The 17,596-nt window shown below is 69.0% G+C and carries 18 protein-coding genes; 11 read left to right on the top strand and 7 right to left on the bottom strand.

What is annotated here, in order from left to right; translation table 11 throughout:
* Window positions 1-14 precede the first annotated feature (14 nt).
* On the bottom strand, window positions 15-548 hold the full coding sequence (locus VES41_RS21660) for a universal stress protein (protein ID WP_324821370.1): 534 nt from the start codon (window positions 546-548) through the stop codon (window positions 15-17).
* A 268-nt stretch (window positions 549-816) separates the two neighbouring features.
* Between VES41_RS21660 and VES41_RS21655 the strand changes: the two genes are divergently transcribed.
* Both VES41_RS21655 and VES41_RS21650 read left to right on the top strand, forming a co-directional pair.
* The gene (locus VES41_RS21655) at window positions 817-1,242 is read left to right on the top strand and encodes an Hsp20/alpha crystallin family protein (protein WP_324821368.1); all 426 of its coding nucleotides are present in this window, start codon (window positions 817-819) and stop codon (window positions 1,240-1,242) included.
* 89 nt (window positions 1,243-1,331) lie between these two features.
* Window positions 1,332-1,706 carry a TraR/DksA family transcriptional regulator gene (locus tag VES41_RS21650; protein ID WP_324821366.1) on the top strand — a complete coding sequence of 125 codons (375 nt, stop codon included), beginning with the start codon at window positions 1,332-1,334 and terminating at the stop codon, window positions 1,704-1,706.
* 65 nt (window positions 1,707-1,771) lie between these two features.
* Here VES41_RS21650 and VES41_RS21645 read toward each other — a convergent pair whose 3' ends face one another.
* The gene (locus VES41_RS21645; RefSeq protein WP_324821363.1) at window positions 1,772-2,392 is read right to left on the bottom strand and encodes a hemerythrin domain-containing protein; all 621 of its coding nucleotides are present in this window, start codon (window positions 2,390-2,392) and stop codon (window positions 1,772-1,774) included.
* Between the two features lie 144 nt (window positions 2,393-2,536).
* On the opposite strand from VES41_RS21645, the gene VES41_RS21640 reads away from it, so the two are divergent.
* Together VES41_RS21640 and VES41_RS21635 are read left to right on the top strand one after the other, a co-directional pair.
* Complete coding sequence (locus VES41_RS21640; RefSeq protein WP_324821361.1) at window positions 2,537-3,070, top strand: universal stress protein; 534 nt, start codon at window positions 2,537-2,539, stop codon at window positions 3,068-3,070.
* Between the two features lie 157 nt (window positions 3,071-3,227).
* Entirely contained in the window at window positions 3,228-3,881 is a 654-nt protein-coding gene (locus VES41_RS21635; RefSeq protein ID WP_324821359.1) for a BON domain-containing protein, read from the top strand.
* A 28-nt stretch (window positions 3,882-3,909) separates the two neighbouring features.
* On the opposite strand, the gene VES41_RS21630 is transcribed toward VES41_RS21635, so the two are convergent.
* Both VES41_RS21630 and VES41_RS21625 read right to left on the bottom strand, forming a co-directional pair.
* Entirely contained in the window at window positions 3,910-4,752 is an 843-nt protein-coding gene (locus VES41_RS21630; protein ID WP_324821358.1) for a universal stress protein, read from the bottom strand.
* A gap of 1 nt (window position 4,753) precedes the next feature.
* The gene (locus VES41_RS21625) at window positions 4,754-5,176 is read right to left on the bottom strand and encodes a universal stress protein (RefSeq protein WP_324821356.1); all 423 of its coding nucleotides are present in this window, start codon (window positions 5,174-5,176) and stop codon (window positions 4,754-4,756) included.
* Window positions 5,177-5,354: 178 nt separating this feature from the next.
* On the opposite strand from VES41_RS21625, the gene VES41_RS21620 reads away from it, so the two are divergent.
* Window positions 5,355-6,089 carry a response regulator transcription factor gene (locus tag VES41_RS21620; protein ID WP_324821354.1) on the top strand — a complete coding sequence of 245 codons (735 nt, stop codon included), beginning with the start codon at window positions 5,355-5,357 and terminating at the stop codon, window positions 6,087-6,089.
* Window positions 6,089-8,137, top strand: a complete 2,049-nt coding sequence (locus tag VES41_RS21615; protein WP_324821352.1) for a PAS domain S-box protein — start codon at window positions 6,089-6,091, stop codon at window positions 8,135-8,137. The genes VES41_RS21620 and VES41_RS21615 overlap by 1 nt, the downstream gene beginning before the upstream one ends.
* Here VES41_RS21615 and VES41_RS21610 read toward each other — a convergent pair.
* The gene (locus VES41_RS21610) at window positions 8,134-8,862 is read right to left on the bottom strand and encodes a Crp/Fnr family transcriptional regulator (RefSeq protein WP_324821350.1); all 729 of its coding nucleotides are present in this window, start codon (window positions 8,860-8,862) and stop codon (window positions 8,134-8,136) included. The genes VES41_RS21615 and VES41_RS21610 overlap by 4 nt on opposite strands.
* Window positions 8,863-9,110: 248 nt before the next feature.
* Between VES41_RS21610 and VES41_RS21605 the strand changes: the two genes are divergently transcribed.
* The gene (locus tag VES41_RS21605; protein WP_324821348.1) at window positions 9,111-9,794 is read left to right on the top strand and encodes a hypothetical protein; all 684 of its coding nucleotides are present in this window, start codon (window positions 9,111-9,113) and stop codon (window positions 9,792-9,794) included.
* 50 nt (window positions 9,795-9,844) lie between these two features.
* On the opposite strand, the gene VES41_RS21600 is transcribed toward VES41_RS21605, so the two are convergent.
* The gene (locus VES41_RS21600) at window positions 9,845-12,421 is read right to left on the bottom strand and encodes a cation-translocating P-type ATPase (protein ID WP_324821346.1); all 2,577 of its coding nucleotides are present in this window, start codon (window positions 12,419-12,421) and stop codon (window positions 9,845-9,847) included.
* 206 nt (window positions 12,422-12,627) lie between these two features.
* Between VES41_RS21600 and VES41_RS21595 the strand changes: the two genes are divergently transcribed.
* The gene (locus VES41_RS21595; RefSeq protein ID WP_324821344.1) at window positions 12,628-13,725 is read left to right on the top strand and encodes an NAD(P)-dependent alcohol dehydrogenase; all 1,098 of its coding nucleotides are present in this window, start codon (window positions 12,628-12,630) and stop codon (window positions 13,723-13,725) included.
* Window positions 13,726-13,767: 42 nt separating this feature from the next.
* On the opposite strand, the gene VES41_RS21590 is transcribed toward VES41_RS21595, so the two are convergent.
* On the bottom strand, window positions 13,768-14,430 hold the full coding sequence (locus VES41_RS21590; protein ID WP_324821342.1) for a TetR/AcrR family transcriptional regulator: 663 nt from the start codon (window positions 14,428-14,430) through the stop codon (window positions 13,768-13,770).
* Between the two features lie 182 nt (window positions 14,431-14,612).
* On the opposite strand from VES41_RS21590, the gene VES41_RS21585 reads away from it, so the two are divergent.
* The 3 genes from VES41_RS21585 to VES41_RS21575 are packed head-to-tail and all read left to right on the top strand — an operon-like array spanning window position 14,613 to window position 17,568.
* Window positions 14,613-15,482, top strand: coding sequence for a fumarylacetoacetate hydrolase family protein (locus VES41_RS21585; protein WP_324821762.1), 870 nt, complete (start codon window positions 14,613-14,615; stop codon window positions 15,480-15,482).
* Window positions 15,479-16,276, top strand: coding sequence for an alpha/beta hydrolase (locus VES41_RS21580; RefSeq protein ID WP_324821340.1), 798 nt, complete (start codon window positions 15,479-15,481; stop codon window positions 16,274-16,276). Before VES41_RS21585 ends, VES41_RS21580 begins: the two co-directional genes overlap by 4 nt.
* A 2-nt stretch (window positions 16,277-16,278) precedes the next feature.
* On the top strand, window positions 16,279-17,568 hold the full coding sequence (locus VES41_RS21575) for an amidohydrolase family protein (RefSeq protein ID WP_324821338.1): 1,290 nt from the start codon (window positions 16,279-16,281) through the stop codon (window positions 17,566-17,568).
* Window positions 17,569-17,596 lie beyond the last annotated feature (28 nt).

The raw sequence follows: 17,596 nt of genomic DNA, 5'->3' as shown, positions 1-17,596 counted from the left end.
GCTGGCGTTTCGGGTCATTCTTTCCATCCTGACCCGGGACTGAGCAGCCCCGCGTTGCCGGCGCCCGGCGTGCGGGAGCCGGTGCGCGTGGGTGGCTGGTTCGCGCCGCCGCGCACCAGCAGGACCGGCACGGGCGCCTGCCTCAGGATCTGCTCCGCGTCGCTGCCCAGGAAGAACCGCTCCAACCCGTGCCGTCCGTGCGTTCCGATGACTATCAGGTCCGCGCCCCAGGAGCGGGCCTTTGCCACCACCACGTCGCATACCCGGTCCGCCGACGCCATGAACAGAGCGCAGTCGGCCTCGACATCTGCACGGGTTGCATGCTCGGCGGCGTTCTTCAACACCAGTTCGCCGCCAGCGCGCAAGCGCGGCAGCACGTCGTGGGCATAGGCGGTGAACGTCTCGTAGCCGGTGAGGTGCTTCATCTCGTCGACCACGTGCAAGAGGCACAGCCGGGCATTGCCCAGCTTCGCCAGGCGCAGCGCCTCTTCCAATGCGCACGCAGCCGTCGGGCTGCCGTCGATCGCAACCAGGATTCGCCGGTACATCACAGCCCCCTCAGGACGGCTTCGTTTCGGGGTTGAAGGAACTCGTATGAATCGAGGCCACATCGTCCTGCGCGCGGGCGGCGTCAGGCTTGATGACGATCAAGGACCCGAACGGTCGCGCCGGCCGATCGCCGCCGCGGGCGCGCGTCTTGATGCAGCGCAAGCTCCCCCGCTGGCGCCGCTCCTAGAGTGACGGTGCCGGGGCCGCTCCGTACTTCCTGGGCGTCACCCCGACCCAGATGATTTCCCATCTTCCAAGGAGCCAAGCATGAACGCACTGACACGCCTCGATCGCTTCGAATCGATGTTTCCCGAACTCATGCGCCGCTGGGCGCGCCCCATGCCGTTCTTCGACGACGCGGAACTGCCATCCGAGATCCGCATCGACGTGACCGAGAACGAAAAGCAGTTTCTGGTCACCGCCGACCTGCCCGGCGCCAGGAAGGAGGACGTCCGCGTGTCGGTCGACGGCAACTACGTGTCCATTACCGCCGAAGTGAAGAAGGACGAGGAAAAGACGGAAGGCCGCTCGGTGCTCAAGGAAACCTACCGCGGCACCATGTCGCGCGGTTTCACGCTTGCGAGCGACATCGACGAGAAGGCGGCCTCCGCCAGGATGGAGAACGGCGTCCTGAGCCTCACCCTGCCCAAGCGCCAGGGCGAGTCCGGAAACAAGCTGCTCAACATCCAGTAGGCCGTTCAGAACGCACAAACGGCCATCGCCATGTACGGCTGCGGCAGCGACAACATCGCTGCCGTGCCACAACGCTTGCGAGAGTCCACATGAAACATCTCACTGACGCAGACCGATCCGCACTGGCCGAACGGCTCGGCGCCATGCGGCGCCAGGTCCTGGACGAACTGATCCCCGCGTCGCCCACGGTGCTGGCTCGCGGCGCCTTGAATGCGACGCAGGAAGTCCACACGCGGGCCGACGAGGCCGAGGCGGGTCGGGAGGATGACGTGCTCCTGGCCGAAGCCGAAGTGGACCGCCAGCGGCTGCGCGACATCGAAGTTGCGCTCAATCGCATGGCTGACGGCCGCTATGGCATCTGTGTCTGCTGCGGCGACGAGATCCCGCGTGAACGCCTGATCGCGCAACCCATCGCCATCCGCTGCGCCACCTGCCAGGCAAATTTCGAGAAGCGGTCGGCCTGAGTCGGGACCAGGGCGCTTCGTCGGCCGCCTTTCAAGACGGCGCCCTGGCGGCGCCGCGGCTCGATTCAGGCCTCAGGGCCCAGCCCGAGCGGAGCGGGCACCCGGTTCACGATACGGGTGAACAGGGCCTGGTATTCGGGCTCGGGTTCGCTGCCGGCCAGCGCATCGCGGTTGGCGAGGAAGGCGCGGTCGAGTTCGGCCCAGTCGTCCTCGGTCAGCACGCGCTCGGCCAGGGGCAGGATCTCGCGCTCCTCCAGCGCCATGTGGGCCAGATAGAAATCCACATAGCGCTCCACCGCAGTCTCGAAGGCTTCGCGCCGCGATTCGCCCAGCATCTCGAAGGCCAGCAAGGCGTGCTCCACGTTGCGGATCTTGCGCTCGCCGCGCTCGTGATCGTCGTCGAGCCGGTCGAGCAGTTCGCGCGAGATGGGCGTGCGGGCGCGAAGCTTCGGAAAGAGCAGCTGCGATTCCTTGCGGTGGTGCCGCTTCTCCGGGAACTCGTCGACATAGAACAGCATGGCGCGCAGGACTGCGAAGTCCGGCATGGTGCCTTTGCGCCGATGCTCGACCAGCAGAAGCAGGATCGAGCGCAGCATGGCAGACAGTGCGGCATGCTCTTCGCGGATGATTCGGGTGGCTGCGTGCATGTTGGAGATCTCCTCGGTCGGCAGTCGAGGATCACGCATGTGCCGCCGCGCGGCCTTGCGCCAGCGCAAGGGTTCACGCCGCTCGTGCCGGGCCGGAGCGAGTGCGTCGCGCCCTTTGCGCCACATCAAGGCAGCGCGGGTGCATGGCAACCCATACTGCGGCTCCCAAGATCAGGAGGCCCTATGTACGAGCACATTCTTGTCCCCTTCGACGGCAGCAACACCTCCAAGCTCGGCCTGGCCGAGGCGATCCGGCTTGCCCGGCTCACCGGCGGCCGCCTGCGCCTGATGTATGTGATCGACGAACTGTCTTTTGCCCTGACGATGGACGCCTACGCCGGCTTGGCGGGCGACTGGCTCAACGTGCTGCGCGAAGAAGGCGCCAGGCTGCTGGATGAGGGAAAGTCCATCGCCGCCGCGAGCGGCATCGAGGCCGACACGGCACTGCACGACGCCATCAGCGGAAAGCTGGCCGACAGTGTGGCACTGGAAGCCCTCCAATGGCCGGCCGACGTGATCGTCCTGGGCACGCACGGCCGCCGCGGCATCGGCCGTTGGGTGTTGGGCAGCGGAGCGGAAAGCATCGTTCGGAGCGCCCCTGTACCGGTGCTGCTGGTGCGTGCGCCCGAGGCCGTCGCGGCGCAGATGCCAGCTTCTGCCGGGACCCAAGCCCAGGCTCATGTCCAGGTGCCGAGCGCCGCGCTGTCCATCGAGTGAGCTTCCAGCTGGCCCGGTGCAGCCTTCGCGGCGGTCGCTGGGCTGGCTTGATCTGGCGCAATGCGGGCGACGAAGGCGCTTCTACAGTGACATCACGGTCGCTCCAGAAGCAATCCGCGAGCTGCCGAACGCTCCACCAACTCAAGAGGAACATGCCATGAAGACAGATGCAGAACTCCAGCGCGACGTCGAGGCCGAACTGGCCTGGGATCCGGCGGTGACACATACGAATGTCGGCGTGCTCGTGAAGGACGGCGTGGTGACGCTCACCGGCCATCCTGCGAGCCACGCCGAGAAGTACGCCATCGAACACGCGGCGCAGCGGGTGGCCGGGGTGCGGGCCGTAGCGGTCGAACTCCAGGTCAAGCTCCCCGCGGGAGACGAGCGGATCGACAGCGACATTGCCGCAGCGTCGGAGCGCGCACTTTCGTGGAACGCTTTCGTGCCTCCCGGCAAGGTCCGGATCATGGTCGAGAACGGCTGCGTCACGCTCACGGGCGAGGTGGAATGGGAATACCAGCGCCATGCCGCGGAAGCCGCGGTCGGCCAGCTGTTCGGCGTCAGGTCGGTCGCCAACCAACTGGTGCTGCGGCCCCAGATCAACCCGGCCGACATCGCCGCGAAGATCGAGCGCGCGCTCCAACGCCAGGCGCAGCGCGACGCAAGGGCGATCACAGTCAGCGCCGATGGCCCGTACGTGACGTTGCGGGGCAAGGTCCACTCCTGGGCCGAACGGCAGGCGGTGCAGGGTGTCGCCTGGTCCGCGCCCGGCGTCGCCAGCGTCAGGAACGAGTTGGCCATCGTGCCCTGAGCGCAGGGTCGGCCGGGCCGGGCCTGCGTCAGTGCGCAATCAGCACGGGCACCGTCATTCGCGCCAGGATCTGGCGCGTGGCGCCGCCCAGGACGAGTTCGCGAAAGCGCGAATGCCCGTACCCGCCCATGACCAGGAGATCCGCGCCCAGTTCGCCGATGCGAGACAGGAAGGCGTCGCCCATCTCGATCTCGGTCACGTCACCTTCTGCACTTGCTTCGATGCCGTGGCGCTGCAGGTACTGCAGCATCTCGCGTACGAGCAGCTCCTGACCGTTGCCTTCGCCCCTGGGCCGGCACCAGTTGATCAGGGTGACCTTGGCCGCCTGCTGCAGCGCGGGCAGCGCGGCGCGAAGGGCAACGCCGGCCTCGCGCGATCCGTTCCAGGCCACCACGGCATGCCGGGTGGCACCCTCGAAGTTGCCTGCAAAGGGCACCATCAGGATGGGCCGGCCCAGTTCCATCAGCGTCCGCTGTGCCAGGTCGGCGCTTGTTGCGCCCGGGTCGTGCCGTCCATCGTGCTGGCCGAGGACGACCACGTCGCTCGTGCGGCCGTGCTGCACCACCGCGTCGATCGCCGTGCTGTCCACAAGACGCACCTCATGCGCAATTGCCTGCGCGCCCCCGATGTTCCTGTAGAACGCACGGGCGACGGCCTCCGCCCGCCGACGCAGGAACTCGGCCGACTCCGCGATGAAATCGACGTTGCGTCCGGCCAGGTCACTCGCGGGAATGACGCCGTCCTGCAGTCCGCTGGGCACCAGGCCCACCAGATGCGCCCCGTGGATGCGCGCCCATTGCGCCGCGAGCACCGTGCGTGCCTCGCAGCGCGGCGAGCTGTCCAGATGAACGAGGATGGTCTTGTAGCTCATGTCAGCGCACCAGCAGAACCGGCACGCCGCAGGCGGCCAGCACCTTGGTCGCGACCGACCCGAGGACAAGGTTCTTCAGTGCGTTGTGCCCGTGCGAACCCATCAGGACCATGTCGAAGTGCCCCTTCTCGGCCGCCTTGGCGATCTCGGCCGCCGGGCTGCCGATCCTGTGCTCGAAGCGAGCTTCGATACTGCGTGCCTTCATGAACTCGCGGATGGGATCGAGCACGATGCGCGCCTCGTCTTCGTAGTAGCCATGCACCAGGTCCGGGCCGGCGAACGCCGCCGCCCTGTGCGGCACCGGCATGACCGCATGGAAGACCGTGAAGTCGTTCCCGGGACCGAATGTCGTCTGGTGCTCGGCTATGTAGTCAAGCATTCGGCGGGTGTAGTCGCTGCCATCGACGGCAATGAGAATCTTCACGGCCTTGTCCTTTCAGTTCCTGTCGAACAGCTAGATGGTGGATGCCAGGCGCCCTGCCTGGCTTGCGCCAGATCAAGGTGCAGCCCGGCCGGGCCGGGGGCGCCCGGTCGCCGATGCGCCGGTATGGGCGTGCATGCGCGGATTGAAGCGCGGCGCGCCGCGAACTACCATCGCCGGCGTGAGCCAACCAGCCATCCACCTTGCGGTTCTCGACGACGAGGCCGACATCACCCAACTATTGGCAAGCTACCTCGGCGGCCAGGGCTTTCGCGTGAGCCAGGTGCACGGCGGCGCTGCCCTGCTGGAGCTGATGGCGGCCGATCCGCCGCAGCTGGTGCTGCTCGACCTCGGCCTGCCGGGCGAAGACGGCTTCGCCATCGCCCGCCAGTTGCGCGAGCACTGGCACTGCGGGCTGGTGATCGTCACCGGCCGCGGCGACTCGGTCGACAAGGTGGTGGGCCTGGAAGTCGGCGCCGACGACTACGTCACCAAGCCCTTCGACCTGCGCGAGCTGCTGGCGCGCATCAAGGCGGTGCTGCGCCGGCTCGCCCCCGCCACCGCCGTGGCCGCGCCGGCGCCTGCGCCTGCCACGAATGCCGTCCTGCGGTTCGACGGTTGGCGGCTCGACCCCGCGGCGCGGCGCCTCGTCGACGGCAACGCCAACGAGGTGGCGCTCACCAGCGGCGAGTTCGACCTGCTCTGCGCACTGGCCACCCATCCCGGCCGAGTGCTCTCGCGCGACTTCCTGCTCGGACACACGCGCGGGCGCGACGGCGGTCCCTTCGACCGGACCATCGACGTGCAGATCGGGCGCCTGCGCCGCAAGATCGAGCGCGACCCGAACAACCCGCAGATCATCAAGTCGGTGCGCGGTGCCGGGTACATCCTCGTGCCGAAAGTCGAGGCCTGCTGATGTCCGCCGGGCCATCGCTGCCGGGCCTGGAGGACGAAGCGGTATTCCGCTCGATCTTTGCCGCCTATCCCGATGCGCTGCTGCTGGTCGACGGCCAGGGCATCGTCCGCCTTGCCAATCCGATGGCACTTGAACTGCTCGGCTATCCGCTGCAGGAGCTGCAAGGCCTGCCTGTCGAGCAACTTGTGCCCGACACGATCAGGCCGCGCCACGCGGCCTACCGGCAGGCCTATGCCGCCGAACCCCGCCGCCGGCCCATGGGCACGCAGATGGACCTGGTGGCCCGCCGCCGGGACGGCAGCGAGGTCATGGTCGAGATCGCCCTCAGTCCTCTGGTCGAGCATGGCCTTCCCTACGTGGTCGCCGCCATCCGCAGCGTGGCCGAATACCCACGGGTGAAACAGGCGCTGCAGCGCGCACGCTACGCCGAGCACGTGGCCGAGTTCGGCCGCCTGGCGGTGGACGTTCCGGACATGGACATCCTCATGGCGAGAGCACCGGCGCTGGTAGCGCAGGCATTGCAGGTCGAGATGGCCAAGATCCTCATGCTCGAGCCCGGCGGCTCCTGGCTTCGCATCGCGGCCGGGGTAGGCCTGCTCCCCGGCGAAGCCATTGGCCACCGCCTGGCCATGGCCCCGGACTCGCCTGCCGCCCAAGTCGCGATGCGAGGCCGTCCGGTGGTCGTCAACGGCCACTCCCGCGACGGGGCCTTCGCCCTCGGAATCCCCTATCGCGATGCCGGCTTCCTGTGCGAGCTTTCGGTCCCGCTGTCCGACCGCGGCCGCACGCTCGGCGTGTTGACGGTGCGATCGCGCAACCCGCACCGCTTCGGCGAAGACGAAGTGCGCTTCCTGGAGGCGCTTTCGAACATATTGGCCACCGCCTTGCAGCGCAGCAGCAGCGAAGAGGCGCTCAAGCACGCGCAACGGCTCGAAACGGTAGGCCAGCTCACCGGCGGCGTGGCACACGACTTCAACAACCTGCTGACGGTCATCTCCGGCAACCTGCAGGTATTGGAGGATGCGCCGGTGCATGCGCATGACCCCCTGGTACGGCAGGTGGTGGGCGCGGCCTCGCGCGCCACCCGTCGAGCCGCCGAACTCACCGCCAAGCTGCTGGCATTTTCCAGGCGGCAGGTGCTGCAGCCCATGACGGTCGACACGCCGGCACTGCTGCACTCGCTGACCGACATGCTGCGCCGCACGCTCGACCAGCGCGTGACGATCACGCTCGACGCCCAGCCCGTGTATTGCCTGGCCGATCCGGGCCAACTCGAGTCGGCGCTGTTGAACATCGCCATCAACGCGCGCGACGCCATGCCCCAGGGCGGCAGCCTTGCCATCACCTGCCGCGCGGTGGATGCTCTCCCGCATGGGCCCGCGCCCGAAGGCCCGATCCCCCCGGCGGCACGGGGTTACGTGGCCATCGCGCTGGCCGACACCGGCATGGGCATGCCCGAGTCGGTCCGCGAGCGTGCCTTCGAGCCGTTCTTCACCACCAAGGAGGCCGGCCGTGGAACAGGCCTGGGCCTGTCCACCGTCTACGGTTTCGCCAGGCAATCGGGCGGAACGGTCGCGCTGGACAGCCGCCCCGGCGCCGGCACCACTGTGACCGTCTACCTTCCACGGGTCGAGCCGCCCACCGAGACCGCCACCGCGCCCGGGACCGAAAGCGCCCGCCAACTACCGCCTGGCCTGCGTGTGCTGCTCGTCGAGGACGACGGCGAAGTGCGGCAGGTGGTGGCGAATTTCCTGGGCTCGCTGGCGTGCCAGGTCGTCGCCTGCGCCAGTGCCGAGCAAGCGCTGGACGTTCTGGATTCCGACGCGCCAGTGGATCTCCTGCTCAGCGACGTCGTGCTGGGCGCCGGCATGGGCGGCACCGAACTGGCGGAAGTGGCCCGCGCCCAGTTGCCCGGGCTGCCGGTTCTTCTGATGTCCGGCTACTCCAGCGGGCTGCTCGACGGCGCCCATGAATGGGAACTGTTGCCCAAGCCCTATACGCGGGACGCGCTGCAGCAGGCCATGTTGCGGGCGCTTGCAGGCACCTAGTGAACGGCCGCCCCCAGCGGCGTGCTGCCCGACTGGATGAAACGGGTCAGCGCCTCGACCTGCGGAATGTGGATGTCGCGCCGCGCCTTGTCGGTAAAGCGGATTACGTCGCCGCGAGCGAGTCGCGACAGGGCGCGGCTGACCGATTCGAGCGTCATGCCAAGGTAGTTGCCGATCTCGGCGCGTGTCATGCGCAGCGTGAACTGGTCGGTACGCAGCCCGCGCTGGTCCAGGGCGTCGGCCCAGTAGCGCAGGAAAGCGGCCACCCGGGCATCGGCCGGCAAAGTGCACAGCGAGAGCAGGCAGTCATGGTCGCGCGTCAACGCCCGGCTCATGGCGGCGTGCAACGCCGACAGCAAGGCGGGCGTTTGCAGCCCCGCCCGCAGCAGGGCGTCGTAGCGTATCGCCCAGACTTCACCGGTGTCCATGGCCACCACGTCGCAGGCGTAGTGGCCGTCGGCAATGCCGCACAGGCCCATCCAGTCGCCCTTGAAGTGCAGCGCCACGACTTGTTCGCGTCCTTCGCCGGACAGGTTGACCTGCTTGAAGAAGCCCGAATTCACCACGTAGAGGCAGGCGAACTCCTGGCCCACCCGGTACACCGTGTCGCCGGCGTGCACCAGTCGCTTCGTGATCGGCACGGTCTGCCGGAGCAGCTCGAGCATGCCGGAAATGCTGCGAACATCGACGCCTTCGGGTGCGCTGGTCGGAATACCTTCGTTCATGGCTCGCTCCTGGTGGGGGGACTGGACGCAAGCGTAGGAAGGCACTGCAACACCCCGGCGACAGTTCCCCGGCCTTGGGTAACAGTGCGTCAATACTTTGTGACCGCAATGTGTCTTGGTGAGTGCCGCCTCGCTTGACGGCGATCAAGCGCTGCACACGGCGGCTCGCTAATGTGGCGGACGTGCTCTCCTTCCTTTCGTTCTCCGCGCTGCGACAGCCATCGCCCTGCGCGCCAGACGCGGACGCCATGCTGGGCTTGCTCGCGGCAGCGCGGCGCGTCCGCGCCGAGCTGCGCGTCCGCCCCTCCTACCAGCCATTGCGCGAGAAGAACCTGGCTGTGCTGATGAGCTGTCGTCCCGGGCCGGAATCAGCACTGCTCCAGGCAGCGGCAATCCAGCTCGGCGCCCGTGTGGCGCTGGTGACTTACGCCCACCGGGCCGACCCGCCCGAGCGCGCCATCGATTTCCTGGGCGACGCGCTGGGCCGGATGTACGACGCCATCGCCTGCGAGTGCCTGCCGCCACCGGTTCCGCTGCAGATTGCCCGCCGCGCCGGCGTTCCGGTCATGGTCGACCTGGGCAGCCAGGCGCATCAGGCGGCCATCCTGGCCGACGTCATGACATTGCTCGAGCATCCGCTGGCCGCGCATGCGCCGGCGTCGGTCAACCTGGTCGGCGGCGCCGGCAGCCCGCGCGCCGAGGCGTTCGCTGCGTCGGCGCGCGGCCTCGGTTTCGCCGTCCGGCCTGCCGACGCAGACGGCCGGTTTCCCAGCGAAGCCACATTCGAGGTCGACGCGACGAAGCCCGAACACTGGTCGCTGCGGGCCCGCGACGGCGTCCTCGATCAGGCACTGCGCGCCGACAATCACCTGCGCCTGGTCCAGGCGGTGCTGGTCGACGAGATGACCGGGTTGGGTGGCGGCTGGGCCTGAGCGGCCTGGCGTGGAAAGCCGGCGTCGCCCTGCCCGCGCCGGAGGCGAATTCATGCCGCATGCCCGTCAGCCGACGGCCGACGGCCGCGCCCAACCTGCCAGGCTGCCCATGCACCCGGCGCCGCCAGCGCAACAGCCCAGGCCGGCGGTACTGCCGCAAGCCCGAACAGCGCGCCCAGCGCCGGCACCCCGAGCAGCAGCGCGCCCACGGCACACACGCCCAGCAGCAGCGCATGAAACGCCCGGTTGTCGCGCGCATGGCCGCAAGCCCCGCGCCGGAACCACACCAGCAGCAGCAGGTTGCCCGCCACGATGGATGCCAGGCTGGCCAGGCGCAGGTGCTCCGGTTCCGCCCCCTGCCGCTGCAGCAGCCACTGAACCAGCGCGACGGCCAGGAATGCAACGCCGCCCAGCGCCACGGCGCGCAGCGCGGCGCCGCGGGTGAACAGGGTCTCGCCCGCCGCGCGCGGCGCCTGGCGCATGATGTCGTCGGGCGGTGGCTCCGCTTCGAAAACCAGCGAACAGGCGGGATCGATCAGCAGTTCCAGCAGCACCACATGCAGCGGCAGCAGCAAAGCCGGGCCGCCCAGCAACACCGGCATAAGCGCCACGCCGACGATCGGCACATGGACGGCGAAGAGGTATCCGAGCGCCTTGCGCAGGTTCACGAAGATGCGCCGCCCGGCACGCACGGCCTCCACCAGCGAGGCAAAGTTGTCGTCCAGCAGCACCAATGCCGCGGCCTCGCGCGCCACGTCGGTGCCGCGCTGGCCCATGGCAACGCCGATGTCGGCGGCGCGCAGGGCCGGCGCGTCGTTGACGCCGTCGCCGGTCATGGCGACGACCTCGCCGCTGGCCTGCAAGGCGTGCACGATGCGCAGCTTCTGCGCCGGATCCATGCGGGCAAAGACCGAGGTGCCGCGAAGGCTGGCACGCAGGGCCGCTTCATCCATGACGGCCAGCTGAGCCCCGGTCACCGGAGGGCCGCCGGAAAGTCCCGCGTGCCTGGCGATCGCCTCCGCGGTTTGCGGCGAATCCCCGGTGATCATGATCACGCGGACGCCGGCGCGGCGGCACTCTTCAACGGCCGCGGGCACCTGCTCGCGCAGCGGGTCCATGAACCCGAGCAGTCCCATCGCCTGCAGGCGCATCGGCGCAGGCAGCGCCCCATCCTCGCCCGGTGCCTGGGCAACCCCCCGGGCCACGGCCAGCACCCGCAGTCCCGTAGCGCTCCATTGCGCGGCCGTGTTCTCCAGTGCCCGCAAGAAGGACGGCTCCCCATCGCAGCGCGCCAATACCGCCTCCGGGGCGCCCTTGACGCACGCGGTCTGCGAGCCGCCCGCCCCATCTCGCCACCACCGGACCACGTAGGGCGCGCCGGCGCGCACGCCGCGCCGCGCGCCGGCGGAGCCTGCATCGGGCGGCGCCAGTCCTGCGTGCCGGGCCGCCTCGTACACCGCCCGGTCCATCGGCTCGACGCCCTCTGCCAGGCTGGCCTGCTGCGCCACCGACAGCAGTGCGCGATGCGCCGGCGACAAGGCCTCAGGCGTCCCGGGGTCGATGCCGGCCACGCCATCGTGCAGCGCCGTCAGCCGCATGCGGTTGTGGGTCAGCGTGCCCGTCTTGTCGACGCACAGCACGGTGATCGTGCCCAGGGCTTCGATGGCCTGCGGCCGGCGCGTGAGCACCTGCGCGCGCGCCAGGCGCCAGACGCCCAGTGCCAGCATCACGGTCCAGACCACCGCGAACTCCTCCGGAATCAAGGACATCGCCAAGGTCAGGCCCAGCAGCAGCCCGGCAGTCCATGAGCCTTCGCGCCAGGCGAACAGCGCCGCCGCGAAAAGGCAGGTGGCCATGGCCAGCACGGCCACGCGCTGCACCAGCCGGCGCAGGTCGTCCTGCAGCCGGCTCGGCCGCGGGCGCATCTGCGCCATTGCGCTGCCGATGCGCCCGAGCGCCGTGGCCGCGCCAGTGGCCGTCACCAGCGCAACGCCATCGCCCTGCACGACCAGGCTGCCTGCGTGCAGTCGCGCCGCGTCGGCGCAGTTGTCCGCCAGCTTGGCGACCGGCATGGACTCGCCGGTGAGTTGAGACTCGTCCACTTGCAGCGCATGGCCCGGCAGCAGGCGTGCGTCGGCCGCCAGCCGGTCTCCCTCATTGACCAGCAGGCGATCGCCCGGCACCAGCTCGCGGCTGGCCACCCTCAGGGCCCGGCCCGACCGCACCACCGTGCACCGTGGACTCGACAAGTCCTTCAGGGCCTCCAGCACGCGCTCGGTGCGCTGCTCCTGGAAGATCGACAGCGCCCCCACCAGCAGCACGGAAGCGAGCAGCATCGCGGCATCGCCGAGTTCGCCCAGGACCGCATAGACGGCCGCGGTGGCCAGCAACAGCAGGAACATCGGCTGCGTGAGCGCGTCCCAGCCGATGCGCCACAGCGGCTTGCGTCCGGCAGCCGGCAGCACGTTGGGACCGAAACTGCGCTGCCGCTGCGCAGCCTGCGCATCGCTCAGGCCATCGGCGCCGGGGTCCTCGACGGTGCCGGTCGGCGCGCTCGACGGGTTGGCAAGCCGGTTGAGCCGTTTCGACTCCTCGATGCTGTTGACGATTTCCACGCCCGCGCTCATGGTTGTGCACCGTCCGCTGTCCAGCCGCAACTCGTCCACTGAATGCCCATGATTTCTCCTTGCCGATCGCCAAGGATGGCCCCGTCATCCGTGGCCGGCTTGATCCAGCGCAAACCGCACTGGAAGCCGCACTCCTACAGTCCGTGCGCAGGCATGCATCTGCATCGCCCGCCGCGGCCCGCCTTCACCCGATCGAGGAGTTCTCCATGTCAGCCATGATGAAAGCCGCCGTCTTCGTCGAACGCCACAGGATCGAGCTTGCCGACAAGCCGGTTCCGGACGTGGGACCCAATGACGCGCTGGTGCGCATCACGACGACGACCATCTGCGGCACCGACGTGCACATACTGCGCGGCGAGTATCCGGTCGCCAGCGGCCTGACCATCGGGCACGAACCGGTCGGCGTGATCGAGAAGCTGGGCAGCGCCGTGCAGGGCTACGAGGAAGGCCAGCGCGTGGTTGCCGGCGCCATCTGCCCCAATTTCAACTCGTACGCGGCGCAGGACGGCGCACCCTCCCAGGACGGCAGCTATCTCGTGCCTTCGGGACGCTGCGGCTGCCACGGCTACAAGGCAACGGCCGGCTGGCGCTTCGGCAACCTGATCGACGGCACCCAGGCGGAGTACGTCCTGGTTCCCGATGCCCAAGCCAATCTGGCGCCGATCCCGGACGGGCTGACCGACGAGCAAGTGCTGATGTGCCCGGACATCATGTCCACCGGCTTCAAGGGCGCGGAGAACGCAAGAATCAGGATCGGCGACACCGTCGTTGTCTTCGCGCAAGGCCCGATCGGGCTGTGCGCAACCGCCGGCGCGCGCCTGCTCGGCGCCACCACGGTGATCGGCGTCGACGGCAACGAGCACCGGCTGGACATCGCCGCCAGGATGGGCGCCGACGTCACGCTGAACTTCAGGCAATGCGACGTGGTCGACGAAGTCATGAAGCTCACCGGCGGCCGGGGTGCGGACGCGGCCATCGAGGCGCTGGGCACGCAAGGCACGTTCGAGGCAGCACTGCGGGTGCTCAAGCCGGGGGGAACCTTGTCCAGCCTGGGCGTCTATTCCGAAGACCTGAGGATTCCGCTGTCGGCGTTCGCCGCCGGCCTGGGCGATCACCAGATCGCCACCGCCCTTTGTCCGGGTGGCAAGGAGCGCATGCGGCGGCTCATGAATGTGGTTGCCTCGGGCCGCGTGGACCTGGGCTTGCTGGTGACCCACCACTACCGGCTCGATGACATCGTCGCCGCCTACGACCTGTTCGCCAACCAGCGAGACGGCGTGCTGAAAGTGGCGATCAAGCCCTAGCGGGGCGCATTGCGCCGCGCTTGCCCGGCATGCCGGGCATCGTCATGCGGCGTTGCGCTTGACCGGCTTCTGCTCCGATTCGCGCAGCGCCGCGTCGATCAGCGCATCGGCCATCCAGAGCGCGGTCTTCTCGACCTCGCGGTCGCGCAGGCCCCAGATGTCCTTGAGGATCACGTAGGGCTCGATGCCGTAGACGACCGACAGGGCATGGTGCAGCCGGTCGCGAACCCCCGGCCGCATCAACGGCGCGAGCGGCTCGATGGCATGCTCGAGGATGCGCACGCGGTGCCCGCGCCGGTAGGGCTCCTCTTCGAGCAGGCCGGCGCGCTCCAGGCCCCACTGCTCCAGGGACAGCTGCGCGGCGGCGCGCAACTGCGCCTCGAATTCCTTGAAGCGCGGAAAGGTCTGCGCAAACAGCTCGTGCACCCGCTCGCGACCGTTGGGGTTGTCGGACGCCAGCTTGCGCACCGGGCCGAGCGAACTGTCGATCACCGCGGTGACCAGCGCGCTGCGGCTCGGAAAGTAGCGGTACGCGGTGGCCCGCGAGACCTTCGACCGTGCCGCGCATTCGGCAACGGACGGGATGTGGCCGCTTTCCCGGATGATGGCCATGGCCGTGTCGAGCAGCAGCCCGAAGGTGGCCGCGCGCACGCCGCGCTCGGGTGGTTTGGGGGGCTCGCTCAGCTTGTGTTTCAGTCTCGCCATCGGGTTTGTACGGAGCGCCAAAGCCCTCTGCATCTCTTGTGAATTTCGGATCCCGGGCCATATGATGCAGCCATCCCAGTTTGAGACGCAAGTCTCAAACCCGACTTCCGTATGACTTCCGAGACCTCGCGGCGGCTGGCGCAACGCAGCAAGACCGGCGGGGCGCCATGGAGACAAAGTCAATGCGTCTGGCCAGCTGGAATTGGGGTGGTCGCGATTACGTGGGCACGATCTCGCCGGATGGGCGGGAAGCCACGCCGCTGGGCGTGCGCGACGCATCGCGCGGCGTGCTGCCGCTGATCCAGGCGCTGGCGCAAGGCACGCCCCTGCCGCAGCCCTCGGGCACGCGGCTTCCGGTCGAAGTGGTCACGCTGCGCTCGCCGTTGCCGCGCCCCTTGCGCAGCCTGTTCTGCGTGGGGCGCAACTACCGCGCGCACGCGGCCGAGCTCGCCGGCACGGTGTTCCGCCAGGCCATGCCCGAAAGCGACCCCTGGCCCATCGTCTTCGGCAAGCTCGGCGAGTGCGTGATAGGCCCGCACGACGCGGTGCGCCTGCCATCGCCGGCCGTATCCGTGCAGATCGACTACGAATCGGAACTGGCCGTGGTGATCGGTCGCGGCGGCCGGGACATCCCGGCATCGCATGCGATGGACCATGTGTTCGGCTATTCCGTGCTCAACGACGTGACGGCGCGCGACGTGCAGATGCGCCACCAGCAATGGGACCTCGGCAAGAGCTTCGACACCTTCTGCCCGATGGGGCCGTGGATCGTCACCGCCGACGAGATGGACGGCCGCGCGACGCGCGTGCGCGGCTGGGTCAACGGTGCATTGCGGCAGGACGGCCTGACGCGAGACATGATCTTCGACATCCCCACCCTGATCGAGACGTGCTCGCGCGGCATCACGCTGCACCCGGGCGACGTGATCGCGACCGGCACGCCCTCGGGCGTCGGCATGGGGCTCGACCCGCCGCAGTGGCTCAGGTCCGGCGACGTGGTGCGGGTCGAGATCGACGGCATCGGCGCCATCGAGAACAGGTTCGAATCATGACGCTCCAGATCATCGATCGCATCGCGGTGGAGGATGAAGGCGAAGGCCCGGCCATCGTCTGCGTGCACGGCCTCGGCGGCAGCACCAACACCTTCACGCCGCTGATGGCCGCCATGGCACGCCACCGGGTGATCCGGGTGGACCTGCCCGGCAGCGGCCGCTCGCAGCGCGCCGAAGGCGACCTGACGATCGAGCGTTACGCCGCGACCATGCTCGACATCTGCGACCGGCTCGGCGTGGCGCGGGCGCACTGGGTCGGGCATTCGATGGGCAACATCGTGCTTCAGCACATCGCCGCGGACCATCCGAAGCGCGTGGCCGGCCTGGCGATGTTCGGCCCGCTCATCGCACCGCCGGATGCCGCACGCACGGCCATCACGGCGCGCGCCGCCAAGGCGCGCGAAGGCCCGGCCGGCATGCAGGAGATCACGCAGGCGCTGCTGCAGGCTTCCATCTCGGCCGACACGCGCGAGCGCATGCCGGTTGCCGTGGCCTACGTGCGCGAGAGCCTCATGCGGCAGGAGGGCGAGAACTACGCGCGCAGTTGCGAGGCGCTGGCCGCGGCACAGCCCGCCGCCATCGACCGGATCACCGCGCCGGTGCTGCTCGTCACCGGCGACGAGGACGGCGTGGCGCCGCCGCAGGCGGTGCGCGCCATGGCCGACAAGCTGCACCGGGCCGCCAGCACGCGGGTGGTGGTGTTCCCGCGCTGCGGGCACTGGACACCCATCGAACGGCCCGAGGAATGCCGGCGCGAGCTGCGCGAGTTCCTGCAGGCCCACGCGAGGAGCTGAACATGGCAGACGTGCTGTTCACCAACGTACGGATCTTCGACGGCGGCGGCGAGGCGCCCTTCACCGGCGACGTGCTGGTGCAAGGCAACCGGATCTCGCGCGTCGTCAAGACCGGGTACGGGCGCGGATCCACGCCCGTCAGCGGCGCGCAGGTCATCGACGGCGCCGGCGCCTTCCTGATGCCGGGCATGGTCGAGGCGCACACGCATTTCTCCTGGAACGACCAGCCCAGCCTCGACGCGATCCAGCGCATGCCGCCGGAAGAGCACATCCTGTGGTGCGCGGAGGTGGCCCGGCGCTACCTCGACATGGGCTGGACCAGCTGCGTCGGCGCCGCCACCGCCAAGCCGCGCCTGGACGTGGTGATCCGCAACGCCATCAACGACGGCACCATCGTCGGCCCGCGCTATCTGGCGGCGAGCCAGGAGATCACCGTTCCGGGCGGCCTGGGCGACACCACCCAGCCGCACCTGCCGCAGCCGGAGTTCGCCTTCGGCGCGATCGTCAGCGGCGCCGAGGAAATGCGCCGCTGCGTGCGCATGTTCTGCAAGTACGGCGTCGATTCCCTCAAGATCAACCTTTCGGGCGAATCCATCACCGGCATGCCGAGCGAGTCGAGCCAGTTCACCGCCGAGGAAGTGCGCGTCTGCGTCGAGGAAGCAAAGAACTGGGGCAAGCGCGTGGCGGCGCACGCGCGTTCGACCTGGGCGATCAAGCAATGCGTGACGCAGGGCATCGAGGTGATCTACCACGCCAGCTTCACCGACACCGAGGCGCTCGACATGCTCGAGGCGCACAAGACCGAGCATTTCATCGCGCCCGGGCTGGCCTGGCTGATCAACACCTGCCATCACGCCAGCCAATGGGGCCTGACGCCGGAGGTCACGCGCAAGATGGGCTACCACCGCGAACTCGAGGCGGCCGTGGAGAGCATGCGCGCGATGCGCAGGCGCGGCATCCGCATCCTCCCTGGCGGCGACTACGGCTTCGCGTGGACGCCGCACGGCACCAACGCCAAGGACCTGGAGTATTTCGTCAAGTACGTCGGCATGAGCACGATGGAGGCGCTGCTGTCGGCCACCGCCTGGGGCGGGCCGATGATGCGCATGGGCAAGGTGCTCGGCTACATCCGCGAGGGGTACCTGGCGGACATCCTGCTGATCGACGGCGACCCGCTGGCCGACATCACGGTGCTCCAGGACAAGTCGCGCATCCTGGCCGTGATGAAGGACGGCGAGTTCCATCGCGCGCCGCCGGTGCGGCGCCAGCAGATGACCCGGTGGGCGGCCTGACGTGGCGCACCCGCCTGTGCACAGGAGA

It is taken from the genome of Variovorax sp. (genome assembly GCF_035634955.1).
In the GTDB taxonomy this organism is placed as follows: Bacteria; Pseudomonadota; Gammaproteobacteria; order Burkholderiales; family Burkholderiaceae_C; genus Variovorax.
The sequence above is the reverse complement of the archived record's forward strand: the minus strand, read 5'-3'. Positions and strand labels throughout refer to the sequence as shown.